We start from the raw sequence: 15,129 nt of genomic DNA, 5'->3' as shown, positions 1-15,129 counted from the left end.
CCACCAAGAAAACGGAAAGTGCTCTTGACCTGCAACGATGGGACTTGCTGAGGGTCCTCTCGGCTGCAAGGAAAAGAGCACCTTCCAGGTGACAGAGCCTACCGGGTTGTACCCGCGCGTCCGTGTCCAGAGAGACTGCCGCCAAATGGCCTCGCAGGCCAGTTCGGTCCTGCTAAGGAGTCGGCGGACCGTCGAGAAGAATCGCGGCTGGAGGCGGTGGTGCCTGCTCAGCCGTCGGTTTAAGCCAGCAGGATCGCCGACATGACCACTCACGGCGACATCATCGACTGCTTCCACGACAACCCGCTCTATCGCCTGCGGATACTCACCCACTGGCATGCCCCTGCGCATCCCATTGATATCTGCCGTGAGTCGTATGCCACGGGGATGTCAGTCGTTCTTCTGCCATGAACGGTGTCAGCGTGTCGAGGGCATCAGTCGTCCAGTTCGTGGCGGACGCGTCGGGACGGGTTGAACGTGTAGAGGTCGAGAATGTCGGGTGCCTCGGCGAGACCGGGGCCGCCGTTCTTGACCCAGGTGGTGATGTCGGCAGCGGCACCGGGGGCGTTGACCTGCCCGAGCCAGACCGGGCGCCCACCGGCCTTGCGGCCTTCGGCGGAGGGCTGGATGACGATGACGTTTGCACGCTCGCACGCGTCCAGGCAGTCGGTGCGCCGGACCATCGTGATTCCTGCCAGTTGGGTGCGCAGGTCGGTGAGCTGGGCTTCGTGGTCCAGGTGCGGCACCTTGGCCGGGGTGCCGCAGCAGCAGCCGCGGCAGACGGTGACGGTGGGCCGGGCCGCCCCCGAAGCGGGGGCAGCCTTCTTGGTACGGCGACTCACCGCATGTCCTTCGCGGCGCGAGTCCAGGCGGCGTCGCGCAGCAGGCGCAGCCCGTTGAGGCCGACGATGACGGTCGAGCCCTCGTGGCCGAGCACACCGAGCGGCAGCGGCAGGTGGCCCGCCAGGTCCCAGATGACCAGGCCGGAGATGAACACTGCGGCGATCACCAGGTTTTGCACCACCAGACGCCGGGCCGCACGGGAGAGGGCGATCACGGTGGGGACAGTGGCGAGTTCGTCGCGTACGACGACGGCATCGGCGGTCTCCAGAGCGAGGTCGGAGCCGGCACGGCCCATGGCGATACCGGTGTGGGCGGCGGCCAGAGCGGGCGCGTCGTTGACGCCATCACCGAGAACCAGCACCTTGCGCCCTTGGGCCTCCAGGCGCCGTACGGATTCGACCTTGTCCTCGGGCAGGAGACCGGCGTGGACCCCGTCGCTGGTGATGCCGACCTCGGCGGCCAGGCGCGCGGCGGCGCGCGGGTTGTCGCCCGTCACCAGCATCGGGGTCCTGCCGGTCAGCGTGGTCAGGGCGGCAACGGTCGCGGCGGCATCGGGCCGCAACCGGTCGGCTACGCCCAGCACCCCGACCGGGACACCGTCGCGCAGGACCAGGACGGCCGTGCGGCCACCGTCCTCCAGGCCGGCCGCAGTCCTGGCGGCGCCGTTCTCGGTGTCGTCGAGGAGGCGGGCGGGTGCGCCGACCGCGACCGCGTGGCCGTCGACGGTGGCGGTGACGCCGATGCCGGGAGTGGAAGTGAAGTCCCGCATGCCGGCGACGGCCAAGCCGCGGGTGCGGGCGGCGTCGACGACGGCGCGGGCCAGCGGGTGTTCGCTGGGGTGCTCGGCAGCGGCCGCCAGTGCCAGCAGGGAATCCTGGTCCAGGCCGGAGCCGTCCAGAGGGCGGATGTCGGTGACGCGGGGGGTGCCCTCGGTGAGGGTTCCGGTCTTGTCCAGGGCTACCGCGTCGACGTGTCCGAGGCGCTCCATGACCACGGCGGACTTCACCAGGACGCCGTGGCGTCCGGCGTTGGCGATCGCCGACAGCAGCGGCGGCATCGTCGCCAGCACCACGGCGCACGGCGAGGCCACGATCATGAAGGTCATCGCCCGCAGCAGCGAGCCGGTCAGCTCCGCGCCGAACGCGAGGGGAACCAGGAAGACTGCCAGGGTCGCGAAGACCATGCCCAGGCTGTAGCGCTGCTCGACCTTCTCGATGAACAACTGGGTGGGCGCCTTGGTCTCGGAGGCTTCCTCGACCATGGCCACGATCCGGGCGATCACCGAGTCCGAGGCGTCCCGTTCGACCTTCACCCGTAGCGCGCCGGTGCCGTTGAGGGTGCCGGCGAACACCTCGTCGCCGGCCTCCTTCGCGACTGGCAGCGGCTCCCCTGTGATGGTGGCCTGGTCCACTTCACTGGCGCCGGTAAGGACGCGGCCGTCCGCTCCGACCCGCTCGCCGGGGCGGACCAGGACGGTGTCCCCGACCACCAGGTCCCCGGTTGCGACCGTCGACTCGCTTCCGTCGTCGGCCAGCCGGGTGGCCGTGGTCGGGGCGAGGTCGAGCAGACCGCGCACCGCGTCCTGGGTTCGGGCGGTGGCCAGGGCCTCCAGAGCGCCGGAGGTGGCGAAGATGACGATCAGCAGCGCGCCGTCCATCACCTGCCCGATCGAGGCCGCGCCGATCGCGGCCACGATCATCAGCAGGTCCACATCCAGAGTCTTCTCCCGCAACGCCGTCAGCCCCGCCCAGGCCGGTTCCCACCCACCGGTGATGTAGGCGGCGGCATAGAGAGGGCCCCACGACCAGGCGGGCGCACCCGTCAGCTGGAGCGGCAGCGCGACCAGGAACAGCACCAGCGCCGCCGCGGCCCAGCGCGCCTCCGCCAGGGCGAACACCCGCGTACGCCGCCTCGGCGCCGTACGCGAGACGGCCGGAACTGCCCGTCCGGGCCGCTGGAGCAGGGCAGAAGGCATGACAAAACAACCCTTCAGGGCGGAAGCAAGGCGACACACCCACCGTACAGGAACACCTGAACAGGTCTTCACATGTGAACGGTAGGATAGGTACCATGGGTCACGGAGCCGACAAGAACCACGCCACCCCCCGCGAGCGCCTGGACGCGGCAGGGGCCACCGACGTCGCCGCCACCCTCCAGGCCCTGGCCACCCCTTCACGGCTGTACATCCTGGCCCGCCTCCAGGAAGGCCCCTGCGCGGTCGGCGACCTCGCCGAAGCCGTGGGCATGGAAGCCTCCGCCTGCTCCCACCAGCTCCGCCTGCTGCGCAATCTCGGACTCGTCACCGGAGAACGCCGGGGCCGCTCCATCATCTACGCCCTCTACGACAACCACGTCGCCGAACTCCTGGAACAGGCCCTCTTCCACGCCGAGCACCTGCGCCTCGGCCTGCGCGACGCGTCCACCGAGACGGGCAAGTCCCTGGTCCAGTAGCAGGCCGGTATCACCTGCTGCCCGATGCCCACGTCACCGACGTCATCGCGGAACGCGCCCACCAGCTCCTGCCCGGCGAGGAACTGGACCCCGCCCGGCTCGCCGACGCCGACCTGTGGCCGATCTGGTCCTCACCCGCCGACCCCATCCGCACCTGCAACAGTCTCGAAGGCCTCGACCGCCCCGCCTTCCGCGCAGCGGGCCGCACCGCAACGCCGGATGATCGGCATCAGCATCTTCCAAGGCCTCCTGCCGCTGAACCCCGATGAGCACGCCGACGTCGTCGCCAACTGGCCGGCCCTGCCGACCGCCGACTTCCCCCTGTTCCTCGCCGAACCCCTCGGCTGGAACCCCGACCGCGTCGCCGACGCGGTCGGACGCGCCTGCGTCTACCGACCTCGTCCGGACCGTGGGCACTGCGGCGCCCGGGTCATCCTCAGCCCGCCTAGACGTCCCCACCGAACGGCAGAGGAACTGGGTCCACCCCGCCAACCACACTGAACCCTGGCGCGATCCGCGAAACGCGCACCACCGGCCGCTCCAGCGCGACGTCCTCAGCGATCAGGACGCGGCCGTGCTGTTCCAGGCGCCCTACGAGGGCTCCGTCTCCACCGCCCCCGGGAGCCGACCGTAGCCACCGTCGCGGGCCTGCTCGACGCAGGGTGGCCCGCGCCGACGACGGCACCGCCGTACTGGCCGACGACGTCCGGTACAGCCTCCGCCTCACCGACGCCGCCGACGCCAGTACCTACTGACACACCTCGCTGACGTCCAGTGACAGACAGCGCTGACGTTCCGATACCAGAGGACGCCGTGCGCACGACGACACCAGGGACCAAACCCCAGTCTCCAGGTGTCCACGATCAAGGGGAAGCTTCAGTCCAGCGCTTCCCCCTGGAGCAGCCAGTACTCGGCGAGCCGGACAAGGTTCAAGAAGCGCTGCCCTCGCAGATGGTCGGTAGGGGTTTCGTGGACCGCGCGTACCAACACGGTGATGATCTGGTCTGTGTTGGATTTCCGCGTTGCTGCCGCATCCAACCAGGCAATGCATGCCCGGCGAGCCAGTAGGCCGGGCTCAGCCGCTTCCAGTGCGGTGCGCCAGCCGCGGACCACCCAGGCGGGGGTTTCGCCGTGGAGGCCGGCCAGCAATGTGGGTTCGCCTCCTTGGTCGCGTCGCAGCGCCAGGTGCATGAAGGCGCTGCTGGCAGTGCGCTGCAGGGTTTCCCGGTTGCTGTCGAACCAGGCGTTCAGTGTGCTGTGCACCTGGGTACCGAGTTCGTCATCGCTCCACAGGCCGTTGATGACCGCGCCGACCGCGTCCGCGACATCGTCCTTCTGTGAGTTGGCCAGTTCTCCGAGGCGTCGGAGCATCTGCTTGGGGTGTGCGGGGGTAAGGCTTTGGAAGACCCGGGCCAGCGTCTTCAGGACAGGAGCGGGGGTGTCATCGTGCACGGCCCACGTTCCCGTTGCGTTCCGCACGCGCTGGCCGACCTCCGGGTCCAGGATGGCCGCGACCAGGAGATCGTGTGCGTACGGGGCAAGGTTGTCGTTCTCGGACCAGTCTTTGGCCACCAGGTGCAGCAACCGGGTGGACCGGGTGGCCTGGGCATGATGCAGGATCCATGGGGCCATCCGCTGCGCGAGCAGCGTCCCCTGAGGGTGCTTGAGTTTCAGGCACAGTCGAGCGGTCCTTGGTGAACGCGTCGATGAGCTCGGGCCGGTCCTGCCAGAAGTACCGCACTACCGCCTCGGCGAAGCCGGGCCCGGGGAAGGTCAGGTGGCCGTCAGCCCGCGGCACCGCTTCGATCTCGCGAGCGAGCTGGATCAGGCCAGGTCCCTGCTGTCCTGCCAGCAGCGCCGATCGTTCGCCCTTCTCGCCGAACTCCTGGGCCAGTGAGGCAATCTGCAGGTGGACGTTGTCGATTGGTGCCCCGTCGCAGACGGCAGCCAGAAGCAGATAGTTACGGTCGTAGCTGGTGCGTCCAGAGCGCGAGTGCCATTTGGCAAGTACGTCCATCCAGCCCGAGACTGCGTTTCCCGCAGCTTTGGCAACTGCTTCGAACCCGTCGGTTCCCGGCTCGGTCCCTCGACCGGTGGAGGCCCGATATTCGGAGTCGCTCTGAACGAGGATTCGGGCCCAGTCCCAGACCTGTCCGGGGAGCAGTTGCGGCAATTGCGTCCGGAACCGGTGGTCGTCAGCCCATGCCTCTGGGTGGGTGACGCCGGCTGACCGCAGCAAAGTCGTGAAGAGTGTGGCTGGGTCGGGGGGCTGAGGTGTCAACACTAGTTCACCGGCGCCATGTCCGATCCGCTCCCACAGCTCCGTGCCCACGAGCACGGCCAGGTAGGAGTCGTCATCGCGCAAGTCCTCGACTTGGTGGAGTTCAAGGCCGAAGTCGCAGCTGGCGGGGAGACCTTCTTCGGTCTCGCGCAGGTCCAGAATCCATCCGGTGCGTTTTTTGCACTGAAGCCCTTCCATGCTGAAAGCCTCGCCGGTCTCCCGGCGGACCCGACGCAAGGTCCGGGGCTCTCCCGGAGCAGTCGTGAGTAGGCGCAATGCTGCGGTCCAGCGCCCGTTGCCAAGGTTGTCCGCAACGAGCACGATTACCTGGTTGGCTTTGAGGAGCAAGGCGGCCTCCTCCTCGTTCCCGATTGCCGAGTAGTCCGCGAGTTCCCGCGCCACCCATTCAGGTGGCAGAGCTGCACCGCTGTGGCGCCTCACTGCCTCGAACCACTGGCCGATCATCGTGCCGTGGTTGGTGTCCGCATGGACGCTGGAGTAGCCACCACTGCGACCGGCAGCGGGTGAGGTGGATCGGTCGTCGTCTGCGGCTTCACGGAACGGACGATCGGATGTCGTGGACAGCCCGGTCGCCTCGGCTTCCTCCTCAGTTGCCACTTGGGCATCGACGTCTGATGGCACTGGCATGTCTCGGGACTCTTCCGATTCCGTCTGACCGGGAGGGAGCTTGGTCACGTCACCGCGTCCCCCGGTGGGATCCGACACCGGGGGCGATACACCGGCTGAACCAGCCTTGGCCAGCGAGGTCTCGATCAACGACGCAGTGCCGATATCGGGAACGGGCTCGGTCATGCGCGGACTCCTATTGGCTGGTGGGAGAACAAGAATCGGGAAGTGGAGCCAGTCAGCCGCGGCCCTCGATGACCCGCGCCTTCATCCCGACGATCTTCCCTCCGGGCCCCACATCCCTCGCCCGGATCGTGCTCGTGACGGAACCGCGGATTGCCTCCTGCGCCTCCATACCGGTTACCTCGCCTGCCACAGTGCCGTAGCACTGTTCGCTGAACGGTCCGGATCGCGCACAATTCTCACCCTGGAAGGTGAACCGCTGCCCGTAGATGTCTTCCAGCGCCTCGCGTACCCGCCCGAGGGTCTGCATCAGCAATGGATCATTGGCACTGATCTGCACAGGGTCACGCTGGTAGTGCTCCATGCCCAGGGCCAGAGCCTCCACTGCCGCGCGGCGCGCCTCGAGCCGGCCAGGGTCGACTCGCAGTGGCAGCTGCAACTCGCCGACCAGCTGTTCCGGAACTTCGGGCTCACCCTCCGGCCCTACTGTTCTGGCCGAGGAACGATGCGGCAAGACAGCGTCCAAGCGCTGGCAGAGAAAAGTGAAGACCGCTGGAAGCGCACTGCTGGCAACCATGGACAGGTCCAGGGCATCTGGCATGTCATTCCCCTTCTTCGACACGGGCCACTGGAGAGCGGAGCCCCCATTCATATCGCCAAAGAATCGCACCGCACCCCCTTTCGGCTGGCTGTGACTGAATTCAGACCACACCTCGCATGTCCGCAAGTGGAAATTAACAAATGAGTTCGACCGTGCAACTCGGCCCGCGAGAATAGTGTGACCGAAGTGAACTAATGTGACTCACGAGACGGGGGCAGCGAGTGGGGAGGTAGAGGCCTGCGCACCGGATGAGCGCGATGTCCGTGGTCACGGTATCCAAGCTCATCCGGGCAGATCGCAACCCGGGAAACCCTCCAGGCCACTTCGAACGATAGAACCCATCCTGATTTCTGAATCATGCGCATCGCCTTCAAACTAGTGATCGGAGAGAGCACAATACGAGCAGTAGTTGAATTCACGAGGCGAGTGTGCCAGTTGAGCCGAAATTAGCCAGGCCGAGTTTTCAGCCAACTGCCCTGCGATACTTAAAATCTTCAGAAGGCAACTGCCGCCCCACCACTATCGGCCGAAACTTCTGGTCCCTAAGGGCTGTCCCGTAATTCCTGGTGGATCAGCGCACGGCGTCAGATGCGGTGCATCGCAAGGCGGAGGGGCGCCCGAATACTGGATGTATTCGGGCGTTCCGACAACGCCGCGAGGTGCCGTAGCTGTCGTCGTGCGCCCGCCAGGAATTACGGGACAGCCCTTAAGGCTGTCCCGGTGCTGCCGACGCCAGTTGTGAGTCGAAGGACTTGGTGGACAGCGCCGGGCAAGGGCAAGGTTTGGCCGGCTCTCGTCGTCTCGGCCCTGCCATCGTGCCAACGCCGCACGATCCCGCGTATGTCCAGCTTCCCGGGCAATGGGACCAGACCGGACACCTCCGTGGATCCGACCGGGCCGGTCGGCCCACGGCCCCGCCCTGGCCGGCCCTACTCCGGGTGAGTCGTTGCTCGGCACGGTGGGAGGCACCAGGAGTAGTTGCGAGTAGCGGAGGCGACGGTCATGGGCGTGGTCACTCTCGGATATGACGGCTCTCCCGAGAGCGAGGCCGCTGCTGCATGGGCAGCGGAGAAGGCCGTAAGGGAGGACAAGGCTCTGTGCGTCGTCTACGCGTGGGAGTGGTCGCCCTACTCTCTGGCTCTCACAGATGCCAAGACGGAGAGACGTCGGGTGGAGAGCCTCCCTCGTCAGGCGGCATCAAAGCTTGCGAAGCACTACAGGGGTCTCCAGGTGACAGGGGAGCATGCCTCCGGCCCCCCGGCGGAAGCTCTCATCGCTCACGGTCGGGACAGCGAGATGGTGGTGCTCGGGTCGAGGGCCCTCAGCGGTACGCACGGTTTCCTGGTGGGGTCCGTCGCCCAGTCCGTGGCCGCGCGCAGCGACCGCCCGGTGGCACTCGTCAGGGTTCCAACTCTCCCTTCCGACGCCAGTGAGACGGGCTTCTCACCGATACCGCTCGCCGAACGGCGCGAAGTAGTCCTCGGCATCGACCGTTCCGACAACGACCGCCTGTTCACCGTCGCCTTCCAAGAGGCCGCCCAGCGCGGACTGGCCCTGCGTGTCGTTCACGGCTGGAGACCGCCGGGGATCGCCGCGGTGGACAGCAGTCTCATGAGAGACGAACGCAAGGCAGACCTGATCCACGCGGAAGAGAAATGGCTCGACGGCATCATCCAGCCGTGGGCCGAGAAGTTCCCCGAGGTGGAAGTGACCAAGGATGTCCATCCCGGTCGCCCCGCTGAATATCTGGTACGCGTTTCCCCTCAGGCATCGCTGCTCGTGGTGGGTCGCCGCGAGGGTCGACATGACCTGGTCGGACCACGGTTGGGGCACGTGACGCACGCGGTCATGCACCACGCGCAGGCTCCGGTCATCGTGGTGCCCGAGCAATGAGGAGCCCCTCGTGGACCCGACAGTCGGGCGTGAGGTGCGCGGGCTGCTTCTGAACGTATGCAACGACGAGCAAGGGGACGGCAATCAGGGGGTGAGGACGATGGACGGGCCGGTGATCGTCGGGACCGATGGTTCGGCTGAGGCCATGGACGCGGTGGAGTGGGCAGCGCTCGAAGCGGACCGCTGGGCGCGCCCTCTACGGATCGTGCACGCCTTGAGGCACGCGCATGTGGGCGGCCTCCGGACAGCCGGGTGGCTGCCTCCAGGGCCCGTCGGGGATGCCCGAAGGATTGTTGCGCAGGCCGAAGAGCGAGCACGGGAGGTCTGTCCGGGACTTACCGTCCATGTCGGCGTCTTCGATGAGGCCCCTGTGGAGTACCTGGTTTCGGCGAGCAACTCCGCCGGTCTCGTCGTTGTCGGCGGCCGGGGCCACGGGGCGACAGCGGGACTCCTGCTCGGCTCGGTCAGCGGAGCCGTGGCAGCCCGGGCAAAGTGCGCCGTCACGGTGGTCCGACGGCATCGGCGGGACGAACAGGGTGGGGTCGTGGTCGGGTTGGGGCGCAGCACCGCATTCCTCGAGGTTCTGGACTACGCCTTCGGCGAGGCACGCCGGCGTGACAGGGGTGTGGCGGTGGTGCATGCGTGGATTTGCCCGCGTACCGAGAGCGCCACGGCCCACACCGGGCAGTACGACGAGGCGCGCGACGCCCATCGTCGTCAGGCTCAGCAGTGGCTTGACGGGACGGTCGCCGGGGCCGTCGAGCGTCACGAAGGCGTCCCCGTCCGTAGCTATGCGGTGGAGGGGCCGGCCGGCGATGTCCTCGCGGAGGCCAGTCGGGAGGCAGGATTGTTGGTGATCGGTGGACACTCCCGGCATGCGGGGACGGCCGGACAACTGAAAAACGTCGGTCATCGGGTGCTCCATCGCGCCGGCTGCACCGTCACAATCGTTCCGTCGAAGACGTGATCGCTTGTGGGCGCCGTCGTACGGACGTCCATGTTGCCCACCAAGCCAAGGGGCCTGAGTGGGGCTCGGTGAGTGGGGCTCGGTGAAAATCGCAGGCGACGTCGAACCGTCCTCGCCGGTGATGCCACCCGCGGGTGAGACCGGGGGGCCACCGGTTCACCACCCACCGGGCAGCGCCTGATGGCCCGATCTGCCCGGAAGCCGGCTCAGTCGGGAACGAGCACGGCGGCACCGTGGACACGGTCGGCCGCCAGGTCGGCGAGCGCCAGATCTGCCTGGCTCAGCGGGTAGGGGCTCACGGTGACCTGGATACCGATGCGTTCGGCCAGGGCCAGGAAGTCACGGCCGTCCTGCCGGGTGTTGGACGTGACGCTGCACAGATTCCGCTCCTGAAAGAGGTGGCGCTGGTAGTTGAGTACCGGAACGTCGGTGAGGTGGATCCCGGCGATCGCAAGCGTGCCGGAGCGGTCCAGCGCCTCCAGCGCCACCGGCACCAGGTCGCCCACGGGGGCGAACAGGATCGCTGAGTCCAGGGGCTCGGGAGGGAGGTCGTACGCCTCGCCCGCGGAAGCTGCACCGAGTTCCAGCGCAAGCGTGCGTGCCTGCGCCGACCGCGTCAGCACATGGACGGTGGCCCCCTCGGCCATGGCTACCTGGGCCGCCAGATGGGCCGATGCCCCGAAGCCGTAGATACCCAACCGCCCGCCTTGGGGCAGTGCGCTGCGACGAAGCGCACGATAGCCGATGATCCCGGCGCACAGGAGCGGTGCCAGCGCAGTGGCATCCGGAGCTTCCGGGAGGGAGTACGCGAAGGCTGCTGGCACCAAGACCAGTTCGGCAAAGCCACCGTCCGCGTCCCACCCGGTGTAGGTGGACCCGGGACACAGGTTCTCCCTGCCGGACCGGCAGTAGCGGCACCTCTGGCAGGTGCCACGAAGCCACGCCCCGCCCGCTCGGTCACCGGTACGGAACGAGGTCACTGCTTCGCCCACGGCGACCACCCGGCCAACGATTTCATGGCCGGGCACGGTCGATGGCCGGCGCGGCAGGAGGTCCCCCTCAGCCAGATGAAGGTCCGTTCGGCAGACACCGCAGGCCTCCACCCGCAGCAGCAGATCACCTGGGCCCGGGACGGGTGTTGGCTTTCGGCTGCGGATCAGAGGACCACCGCTGATCGGCCCCGGTGTCTCGACGGTCCAGCCACGCTGTACCTCCGCGGCGGAGGCGGCGAACGTCATACCTCAACTGTGCGGTGGCTGCCGGCCGGGGGCAAACGGGGGCCGGTGGTGTCGGGACCTCTTCACCGGGCGGGTGAAAACGCACGGACCCCGTTCGGCCCTCCTGCCTGAGCCAGGGACGGCAATCCTTCGTACGGTCGTCCCATGGCGGAGTCACCGGGCAACGGGAAGCGTGCACGTTTGCCGCGACCCGTATACGAGCGGGAGCTGCACCGGCTTCAGACTGAGCTGGTACAGCTACAGGAGTGGGTGCGTGCCGAGGGCGCCCGGCTCGTGGTGGTCTTCGAGGGGCGCGACGCGGCCGGCAAGGGAAGCGCGATCAAACGTGTCACCCGGTATCTGAATCCCCGGGCGGCCCGGATCGTGGCACTTCCCCGGCCCACCGAGCGTGAGCGGACTCAGTGGTACTTCCAGCGCTACATGGAGCACCTGCCCGCGGCCGGCGAGATGGTCCTGTTCGACCGCAGCTGGTACAACCGGGCCGGCGTCGAAAGGGTCATGGGCTTCTGCACCCCCTCCGAGTACCAACTGTTTCTGCGGCAGTGCCCGGCTTTCGAGCGGATGCTGGTGGAGGACGGGATCCTGTTGCGCAAATACTGGTTCTCGGTGAGCGACGAGGAGCAGGAGCGGCGTTTCCGGCGCCGGCTCAAGGACCCGACCCGCCGCTGGAAGCTCTCCCCCATCGACCTCGAGTCGCTGACCCGGTGGGAGGACTACTCACGCGCCAAGGACGAGATGTTCGTGCACACGGACATCTCGGAGTCACCGTGGTACGTCGTGGAAAGCGATGACAAACGCCGGGCCCGGCTGAACATGATCGCCCATCTGCTGTCCACCATGCCCTATTACGACGTCACCCCGGCGGCCCTCACGCTGCCTCCCCGGCCACCGGCCACCGGCTACCAGCGGCCGCCCCGGGACCTGCAGACGTACGTACCCGATCACGCGGCCGGGCTGGAATAGCGCCTGCTCCCACCCTCAAGTGACCCGTGGGGACTTTCTGCCTGCCCTCCTGCCTGCCTGTCCGGCCCGGACTCGGGACCAGTCGGCCCTTGCACGCTCCGCGCCGCGAACTCAGGCTTTTGGTGGAACAGCTTCTCGTCCAGGAGGGATCATGCACACCCCCCGCCGTGTGAGTGATGTGATGACGCGGCCCGTGGTCGCCGTGAGACTCGATGCCGGTTTCAAGGAGATGGTCGAGACCATGGGGCAGTGGAAGGTGAGCGCACTGCCGGTTCTGGTGGGTGACGGGCGGGTGACCGGGGTGGTCTCCGAGGCCGACATGTTGCCCAAGGAAGAGTTCAGGGATGCGGATCCGAGCCGGTCCGAGCAGATGGACCGCCTCACCGATCTCCGCAAGGCGGGAGCGCTGACGGCCGAGGACTTGATGAGCGTTCCCGCCGTCACCGTCCAGGAGGACGCCACCCTGGCACAGGCCGCGCGGACCATGGCAGTGCGAAAGGTGAAGCGTCTGCCGGTTGTCGATTCCGCAGGCATGCTCCGGGGCATCGTCAGCCGCTCCGACCTGTTGAAGGTGTTCCTGCGATCCGACGAGGACATCGCGGAAGAGGTGCGCCAAGAGGTTGTCCAGCGTCTCTTCCTGGTACCCCGTGAGAGTGTTCAAGTCACTGTCGAGGAAGGCGTGGTCACGCTCAGCGGCACAATCCGCGACACCGCCCTCGTACCGATCGCCACCCGCCTCGCGCGGGCGGTCGAAGGGGTGGTGGACGTCGACTGCAGGCTCGTCGGGCCGGCGGCGGCCCGGCGGGCAGTTCCGGGGTAGTGCGTCGGCCCGGCGTCCGTCTCGGAGGCGGCGTCGCGGGTGGCGAAGAGACCATTGCCGCGCGCACAGCGTCTCGTGCGGGCGGCTCCGTCTGCGGGTCGTAGCCCCTCGTAGTACGTCCAGATCCACCCGTGCACAGTCATTTTCCCCCGCCGGTCGCCCACCGGGCATGGCGTCTCTTCTCCCCCGTCCCCGCGCCCGGCCGCCTCCGCCAACGCGCCGAAGAGTTCCCGCCCGAGGGCCGGACGGCCCTGAGGAGGGCACCGGCCAGCCCCAGCGCGCTGCTCGCTCGGAGGGCGATGGTGAAAGTCAGTGCTCCGCCGATCGACCGAAAGACGCGAGATGAGATTCCGTACGGCCGGTGATGTGATGACGGGCGATGTCGTCAGCGTGGGGTGTGCCACCCCAGCCGACGATGCGGCCCGGTCGCTCATGGAGCACGGGATCGGCGGACTGCCGGTTGTGGACGACGACGACCGGGTGGTCGGGGTCGTGTCCCGGACCGACCTGACGCGATACCGCGCCGGGCCCGGGTCCTCCGGTTCACGCTGCCTCATGACGCTGCCCGGGCGGTATACCTCCGGAGAGCTGATGTCCGCCCCGGCGGTCACCATCCGCGCGATCGACACCGTCGCCCTGACCGGCCGCACCATGGCCCGCAGAGGTATCGGCCGACTCCCAGTGGTGGACGAGGAGGCCCGGCTCATCGGCATCATCACCCGGCGCGATCTGCTGCGGGTCTTCGTCCGGCCTGACTCCGACCTCCGGGACGAGATCCTCGACGGCGTCATGGCCCGCGCCTTGTTCCTGCACACCGCGCCCATCGTGTCGGTCCAGGACGGCGTGGTGACCCTGAGCGGCCACCTTGAGCAGGACACGGACAGGTCCGTCGCAGTACGGATGGCAGCCCGGGTCGATGGAGTAGTGGCGGTGGTGGACCGCCTCACCGGTCAGCGCGCACATGCTTCGGAATGAGGTGCGACGACAATGACAGCCACACGGGACATGTTCGACGGACTGCCTTCCGACCGGCGCGAGCGGCTGCGGGAGGTGGTCTCGGACGTGTCGTTCCCCGGCGGCACCCGGATCTTCGAAGAGGGCCGGCGAGCCGACCGGTTCTGGGTTGTACGGAGCGGCCAGGTGGCGCTGGACCTGCATGTCCCCGGACGGCAGGCGGCGGTGGTCGACACCGTGGGGCCGGGTGAGCTGCTCGGCTGGTCCTGGCTGCTCCCCCCGTACGTCTGGCATCTGGGCGCTCAGGCCGTCCGCACCGTCGACGCCGAGCAGTACGACGCGACGGTCGTACGGGCCCTGTGTGAAGCCGATCCGGTGTTCGGCCGTGCGATGTACCGGGTGGTCGCCGAGGTGGTGGCGGCCCGGCTGCGCGGCAGCCGCACCCGTCTGCTGGACCTGTACGGGCCGCAGGGCAGTGGCGCCGGGCGGGAGTGACGGGCAGAGCGTTCCCGGGGACGGACCCGTCCGGCGCTGGCCCGCCTGCCCGGCCGGGGCGAGGATGGAAGGAAGGCCGCTGGTCCGCGAGCGCCCAGGGAGAGACATGAGCAACGTACGTCGGTTCTCACCGCAGAGCCCGATCCGGGTCTTCCTCCTCGACGATCATGAGGTCGTCCGGCGCGGATTGTGCGATCTGCTCGACGCGGAGCCCGACATCGACGTCGTGGGCGACGCAGCCACGGTCGACCACGCTCTTGCCCGGGGTCCGGCTCTGCGTCCGGACGTGGCCGTGCTCGACGTCCGGCTGCCGGACGGCGACGGGATCACGGTCTGCCGGGATCTGCGTTCGCACATGCCTGAGCTCGCATGTCTGATGCTCACCTCGTTCGACGACGACGACGCGCTCCTCGACGCGATCATGGCTGGGGCCGCCGGTTACGTGCTGAAGGACATCAAGGGTGCGGACCTCGTCGCGGCCGTGCGGACGGTGGCCTCAGGACAGTCCATGCTCGATCCGGCGACCACGACCCGGCTGATGAGCAGCCTCCGCGGCGAACAGAACGACACCGGTCCTGAAGAGGACGCGGTAGCCCAGCTGTCGCCCCGGGAGAGGGAGATCCTCGTCCTGATCGGGGACGGACTGACCAATCAGGAGATCGGCAAGCGTCTGTACCTGTCGGAGAAGACCGTCAAGAACCACATCTCGCGTCTGCTGGCCAAGCTGGGCGTCGCGCGGCGTGTACAGGCAGCCGTGCTCGCCACCCAGGCCGCCTCACACCCTGACAGCGCTGAGCACGGATACCACTGACC

At 68.0% G+C, this 15,129-nt stretch carries 14 protein-coding genes; 8 read left to right on the top strand and 6 right to left on the bottom strand.

Translation table 11 applies throughout. The features are described from left to right. Positions 1-434: 434 nt before the first annotated feature. Positions 435-842 (bottom strand): (2Fe-2S) ferredoxin domain-containing protein, encoded by a 408-nt coding sequence (locus OG709_RS33365; protein ID WP_266645514.1) that lies wholly within the window; start codon positions 840-842, stop codon positions 435-437. Next, complete coding sequence (locus OG709_RS33360; protein ID WP_326693530.1) at positions 839-2,818, bottom strand: heavy metal translocating P-type ATPase; 1,980 nt, start codon at positions 2,816-2,818, stop codon at positions 839-841. Before OG709_RS33360 ends, OG709_RS33365 begins: the two co-directional genes overlap by 4 nt. A gap of 95 nt (positions 2,819-2,913) precedes the next feature. On the opposite strand from OG709_RS33360, the gene OG709_RS33355 reads away from it, so the two are divergent. Further along, entirely contained in the window at positions 2,914-3,294 is a 381-nt protein-coding gene (locus OG709_RS33355) for an ArsR/SmtB family transcription factor (protein ID WP_266645518.1), read from the top strand. An 876-nt stretch (positions 3,295-4,170) separates the two neighbouring features. Here the strand turns inward: OG709_RS33355 and OG709_RS33350 are convergent. From OG709_RS33350 to OG709_RS33340, 3 genes are read right to left on the bottom strand one after another with little or no spacing between them, the layout of a single operon-like run. Beyond that, positions 4,171-4,746 carry a hypothetical protein gene (locus OG709_RS33350; RefSeq protein ID WP_326693531.1) on the bottom strand — a complete coding sequence of 192 codons (576 nt, stop codon included), beginning with the start codon at positions 4,744-4,746 and terminating at the stop codon, positions 4,171-4,173. Further along, positions 4,736-6,388 (bottom strand): hypothetical protein, encoded by a 1,653-nt coding sequence (locus OG709_RS33345; RefSeq protein ID WP_329168818.1) that lies wholly within the window; start codon positions 6,386-6,388, stop codon positions 4,736-4,738. The genes OG709_RS33350 and OG709_RS33345 overlap by 11 nt, the downstream gene beginning before the upstream one ends. 52 nt (positions 6,389-6,440) lie before the next feature. After that, positions 6,441-6,986 (bottom strand): hypothetical protein, encoded by a 546-nt coding sequence (locus tag OG709_RS33340; RefSeq protein ID WP_329168816.1) that lies wholly within the window; start codon positions 6,984-6,986, stop codon positions 6,441-6,443. A gap of 1,002 nt (positions 6,987-7,988) precedes the next feature. On the opposite strand from OG709_RS33340, the gene OG709_RS33335 reads away from it, so the two are divergent. Both OG709_RS33335 and OG709_RS33330 read left to right on the top strand, forming a co-directional pair. Next, a complete protein-coding gene (locus tag OG709_RS33335; RefSeq protein ID WP_266645530.1) occupies positions 7,989-8,879 on the top strand; it encodes a universal stress protein in 891 nt (296 codons plus the stop codon). Positions 8,880-8,889: 10 nt separating this feature from the next. Next, a complete protein-coding gene (locus OG709_RS33330; RefSeq protein WP_329168815.1) occupies positions 8,890-9,846 on the top strand; it encodes a universal stress protein in 957 nt (318 codons plus the stop codon). Between the two features lie 206 nt (positions 9,847-10,052). Here the strand turns inward: OG709_RS33330 and OG709_RS33325 are convergent, their stop codons facing one another. Continuing rightward, positions 10,053-11,084, bottom strand: a complete 1,032-nt coding sequence (locus OG709_RS33325; RefSeq protein WP_326693534.1) for a zinc-dependent alcohol dehydrogenase family protein — start codon at positions 11,082-11,084, stop codon at positions 10,053-10,055. A 144-nt stretch (positions 11,085-11,228) separates the two neighbouring features. Here OG709_RS33325 and ppk2 point away from each other — a divergent pair, with 144 nt between their 5' ends. From ppk2 to OG709_RS33300, 5 genes are all read left to right on the top strand, one after another. Next, the gene (ppk2, locus tag OG709_RS33320; protein ID WP_326693535.1) at positions 11,229-12,047 is read left to right on the top strand and encodes a polyphosphate kinase 2; all 819 of its coding nucleotides are present in this window, start codon (positions 11,229-11,231) and stop codon (positions 12,045-12,047) included. Positions 12,048-12,198: 151 nt separating this feature from the next. After that, the gene (locus tag OG709_RS33315; protein WP_266645534.1) at positions 12,199-12,867 is read left to right on the top strand and encodes a CBS domain-containing protein; all 669 of its coding nucleotides are present in this window, start codon (positions 12,199-12,201) and stop codon (positions 12,865-12,867) included. 342 nt (positions 12,868-13,209) lie between these two features. Then, complete coding sequence (locus OG709_RS33310) at positions 13,210-13,842, top strand: CBS domain-containing protein (RefSeq protein WP_266645536.1); 633 nt, start codon at positions 13,210-13,212, stop codon at positions 13,840-13,842. Positions 13,843-13,854: 12 nt separating this feature from the next. Further along, positions 13,855-14,316, top strand: a complete 462-nt coding sequence (locus tag OG709_RS33305; protein WP_266645538.1) for a Crp/Fnr family transcriptional regulator — start codon at positions 13,855-13,857, stop codon at positions 14,314-14,316. Positions 14,317-14,422: 106 nt separating this feature from the next. Beyond that, positions 14,423-15,127: a response regulator gene (locus tag OG709_RS33300; RefSeq protein ID WP_266645540.1), complete on the top strand. Its 705-nt coding sequence runs from the start codon at positions 14,423-14,425 to the stop codon at positions 15,125-15,127. The last annotated feature ends 2 nt before the right edge of the window (positions 15,128-15,129 follow it).

The sequence above is a fragment of the Streptomyces sp. NBC_01267 genome (genome assembly GCF_036241575.1).
In the GTDB taxonomy this organism is placed as follows: domain Bacteria; phylum Actinomycetota; class Actinomycetes; order Streptomycetales; family Streptomycetaceae; genus Streptomyces.
Note: the sequence above shows the minus strand (reverse complement) of the source record. Positions and strands in the feature narration are given on the sequence as shown.

Excerpts from the sequence above, each read along its gene's own strand:
- OG709_RS33360 (WP_326693530.1), bottom strand. The coding sequence starts at position 2,818 with ATGCCTTCTGCCCTGCTCCAGCGGCCCGGACGGGCAGTTCCGGCCGTC.
- OG709_RS33355 (WP_266645518.1), top strand. The coding sequence starts at position 2,914 with ATGGGTCACGGAGCCGACAAGAACCACGCCACCCCCCGCGAGCGCCTG.
- OG709_RS33345 (WP_329168818.1), bottom strand. The coding sequence starts at position 6,388 with ATGACCGAGCCCGTTCCCGATATCGGCACTGCGTCGTTGATCGAGACC.
- OG709_RS33340 (WP_329168816.1), bottom strand. The coding sequence starts at position 6,986 with ATGCCAGATGCCCTGGACCTGTCCATGGTTGCCAGCAGTGCGCTTCCA.
- OG709_RS33335 (WP_266645530.1), top strand. The coding sequence starts at position 7,989 with ATGGGCGTGGTCACTCTCGGATATGACGGCTCTCCCGAGAGCGAGGCC.
- OG709_RS33325 (WP_326693534.1), bottom strand. The coding sequence starts at position 11,084 with ATGACGTTCGCCGCCTCCGCCGCGGAGGTACAGCGTGGCTGGACCGTC.
- ppk2 (WP_326693535.1), top strand. The coding sequence starts at position 11,229 with ATGGCGGAGTCACCGGGCAACGGGAAGCGTGCACGTTTGCCGCGACCC.
- OG709_RS33315 (WP_266645534.1), top strand. The coding sequence starts at position 12,199 with ATGCACACCCCCCGCCGTGTGAGTGATGTGATGACGCGGCCCGTGGTC.
- OG709_RS33310 (WP_266645536.1), top strand. The coding sequence starts at position 13,210 with ATGAGATTCCGTACGGCCGGTGATGTGATGACGGGCGATGTCGTCAGC.
- OG709_RS33305 (WP_266645538.1), top strand. The coding sequence starts at position 13,855 with ATGACAGCCACACGGGACATGTTCGACGGACTGCCTTCCGACCGGCGC.
- OG709_RS33300 (WP_266645540.1), top strand. The coding sequence starts at position 14,423 with ATGAGCAACGTACGTCGGTTCTCACCGCAGAGCCCGATCCGGGTCTTC.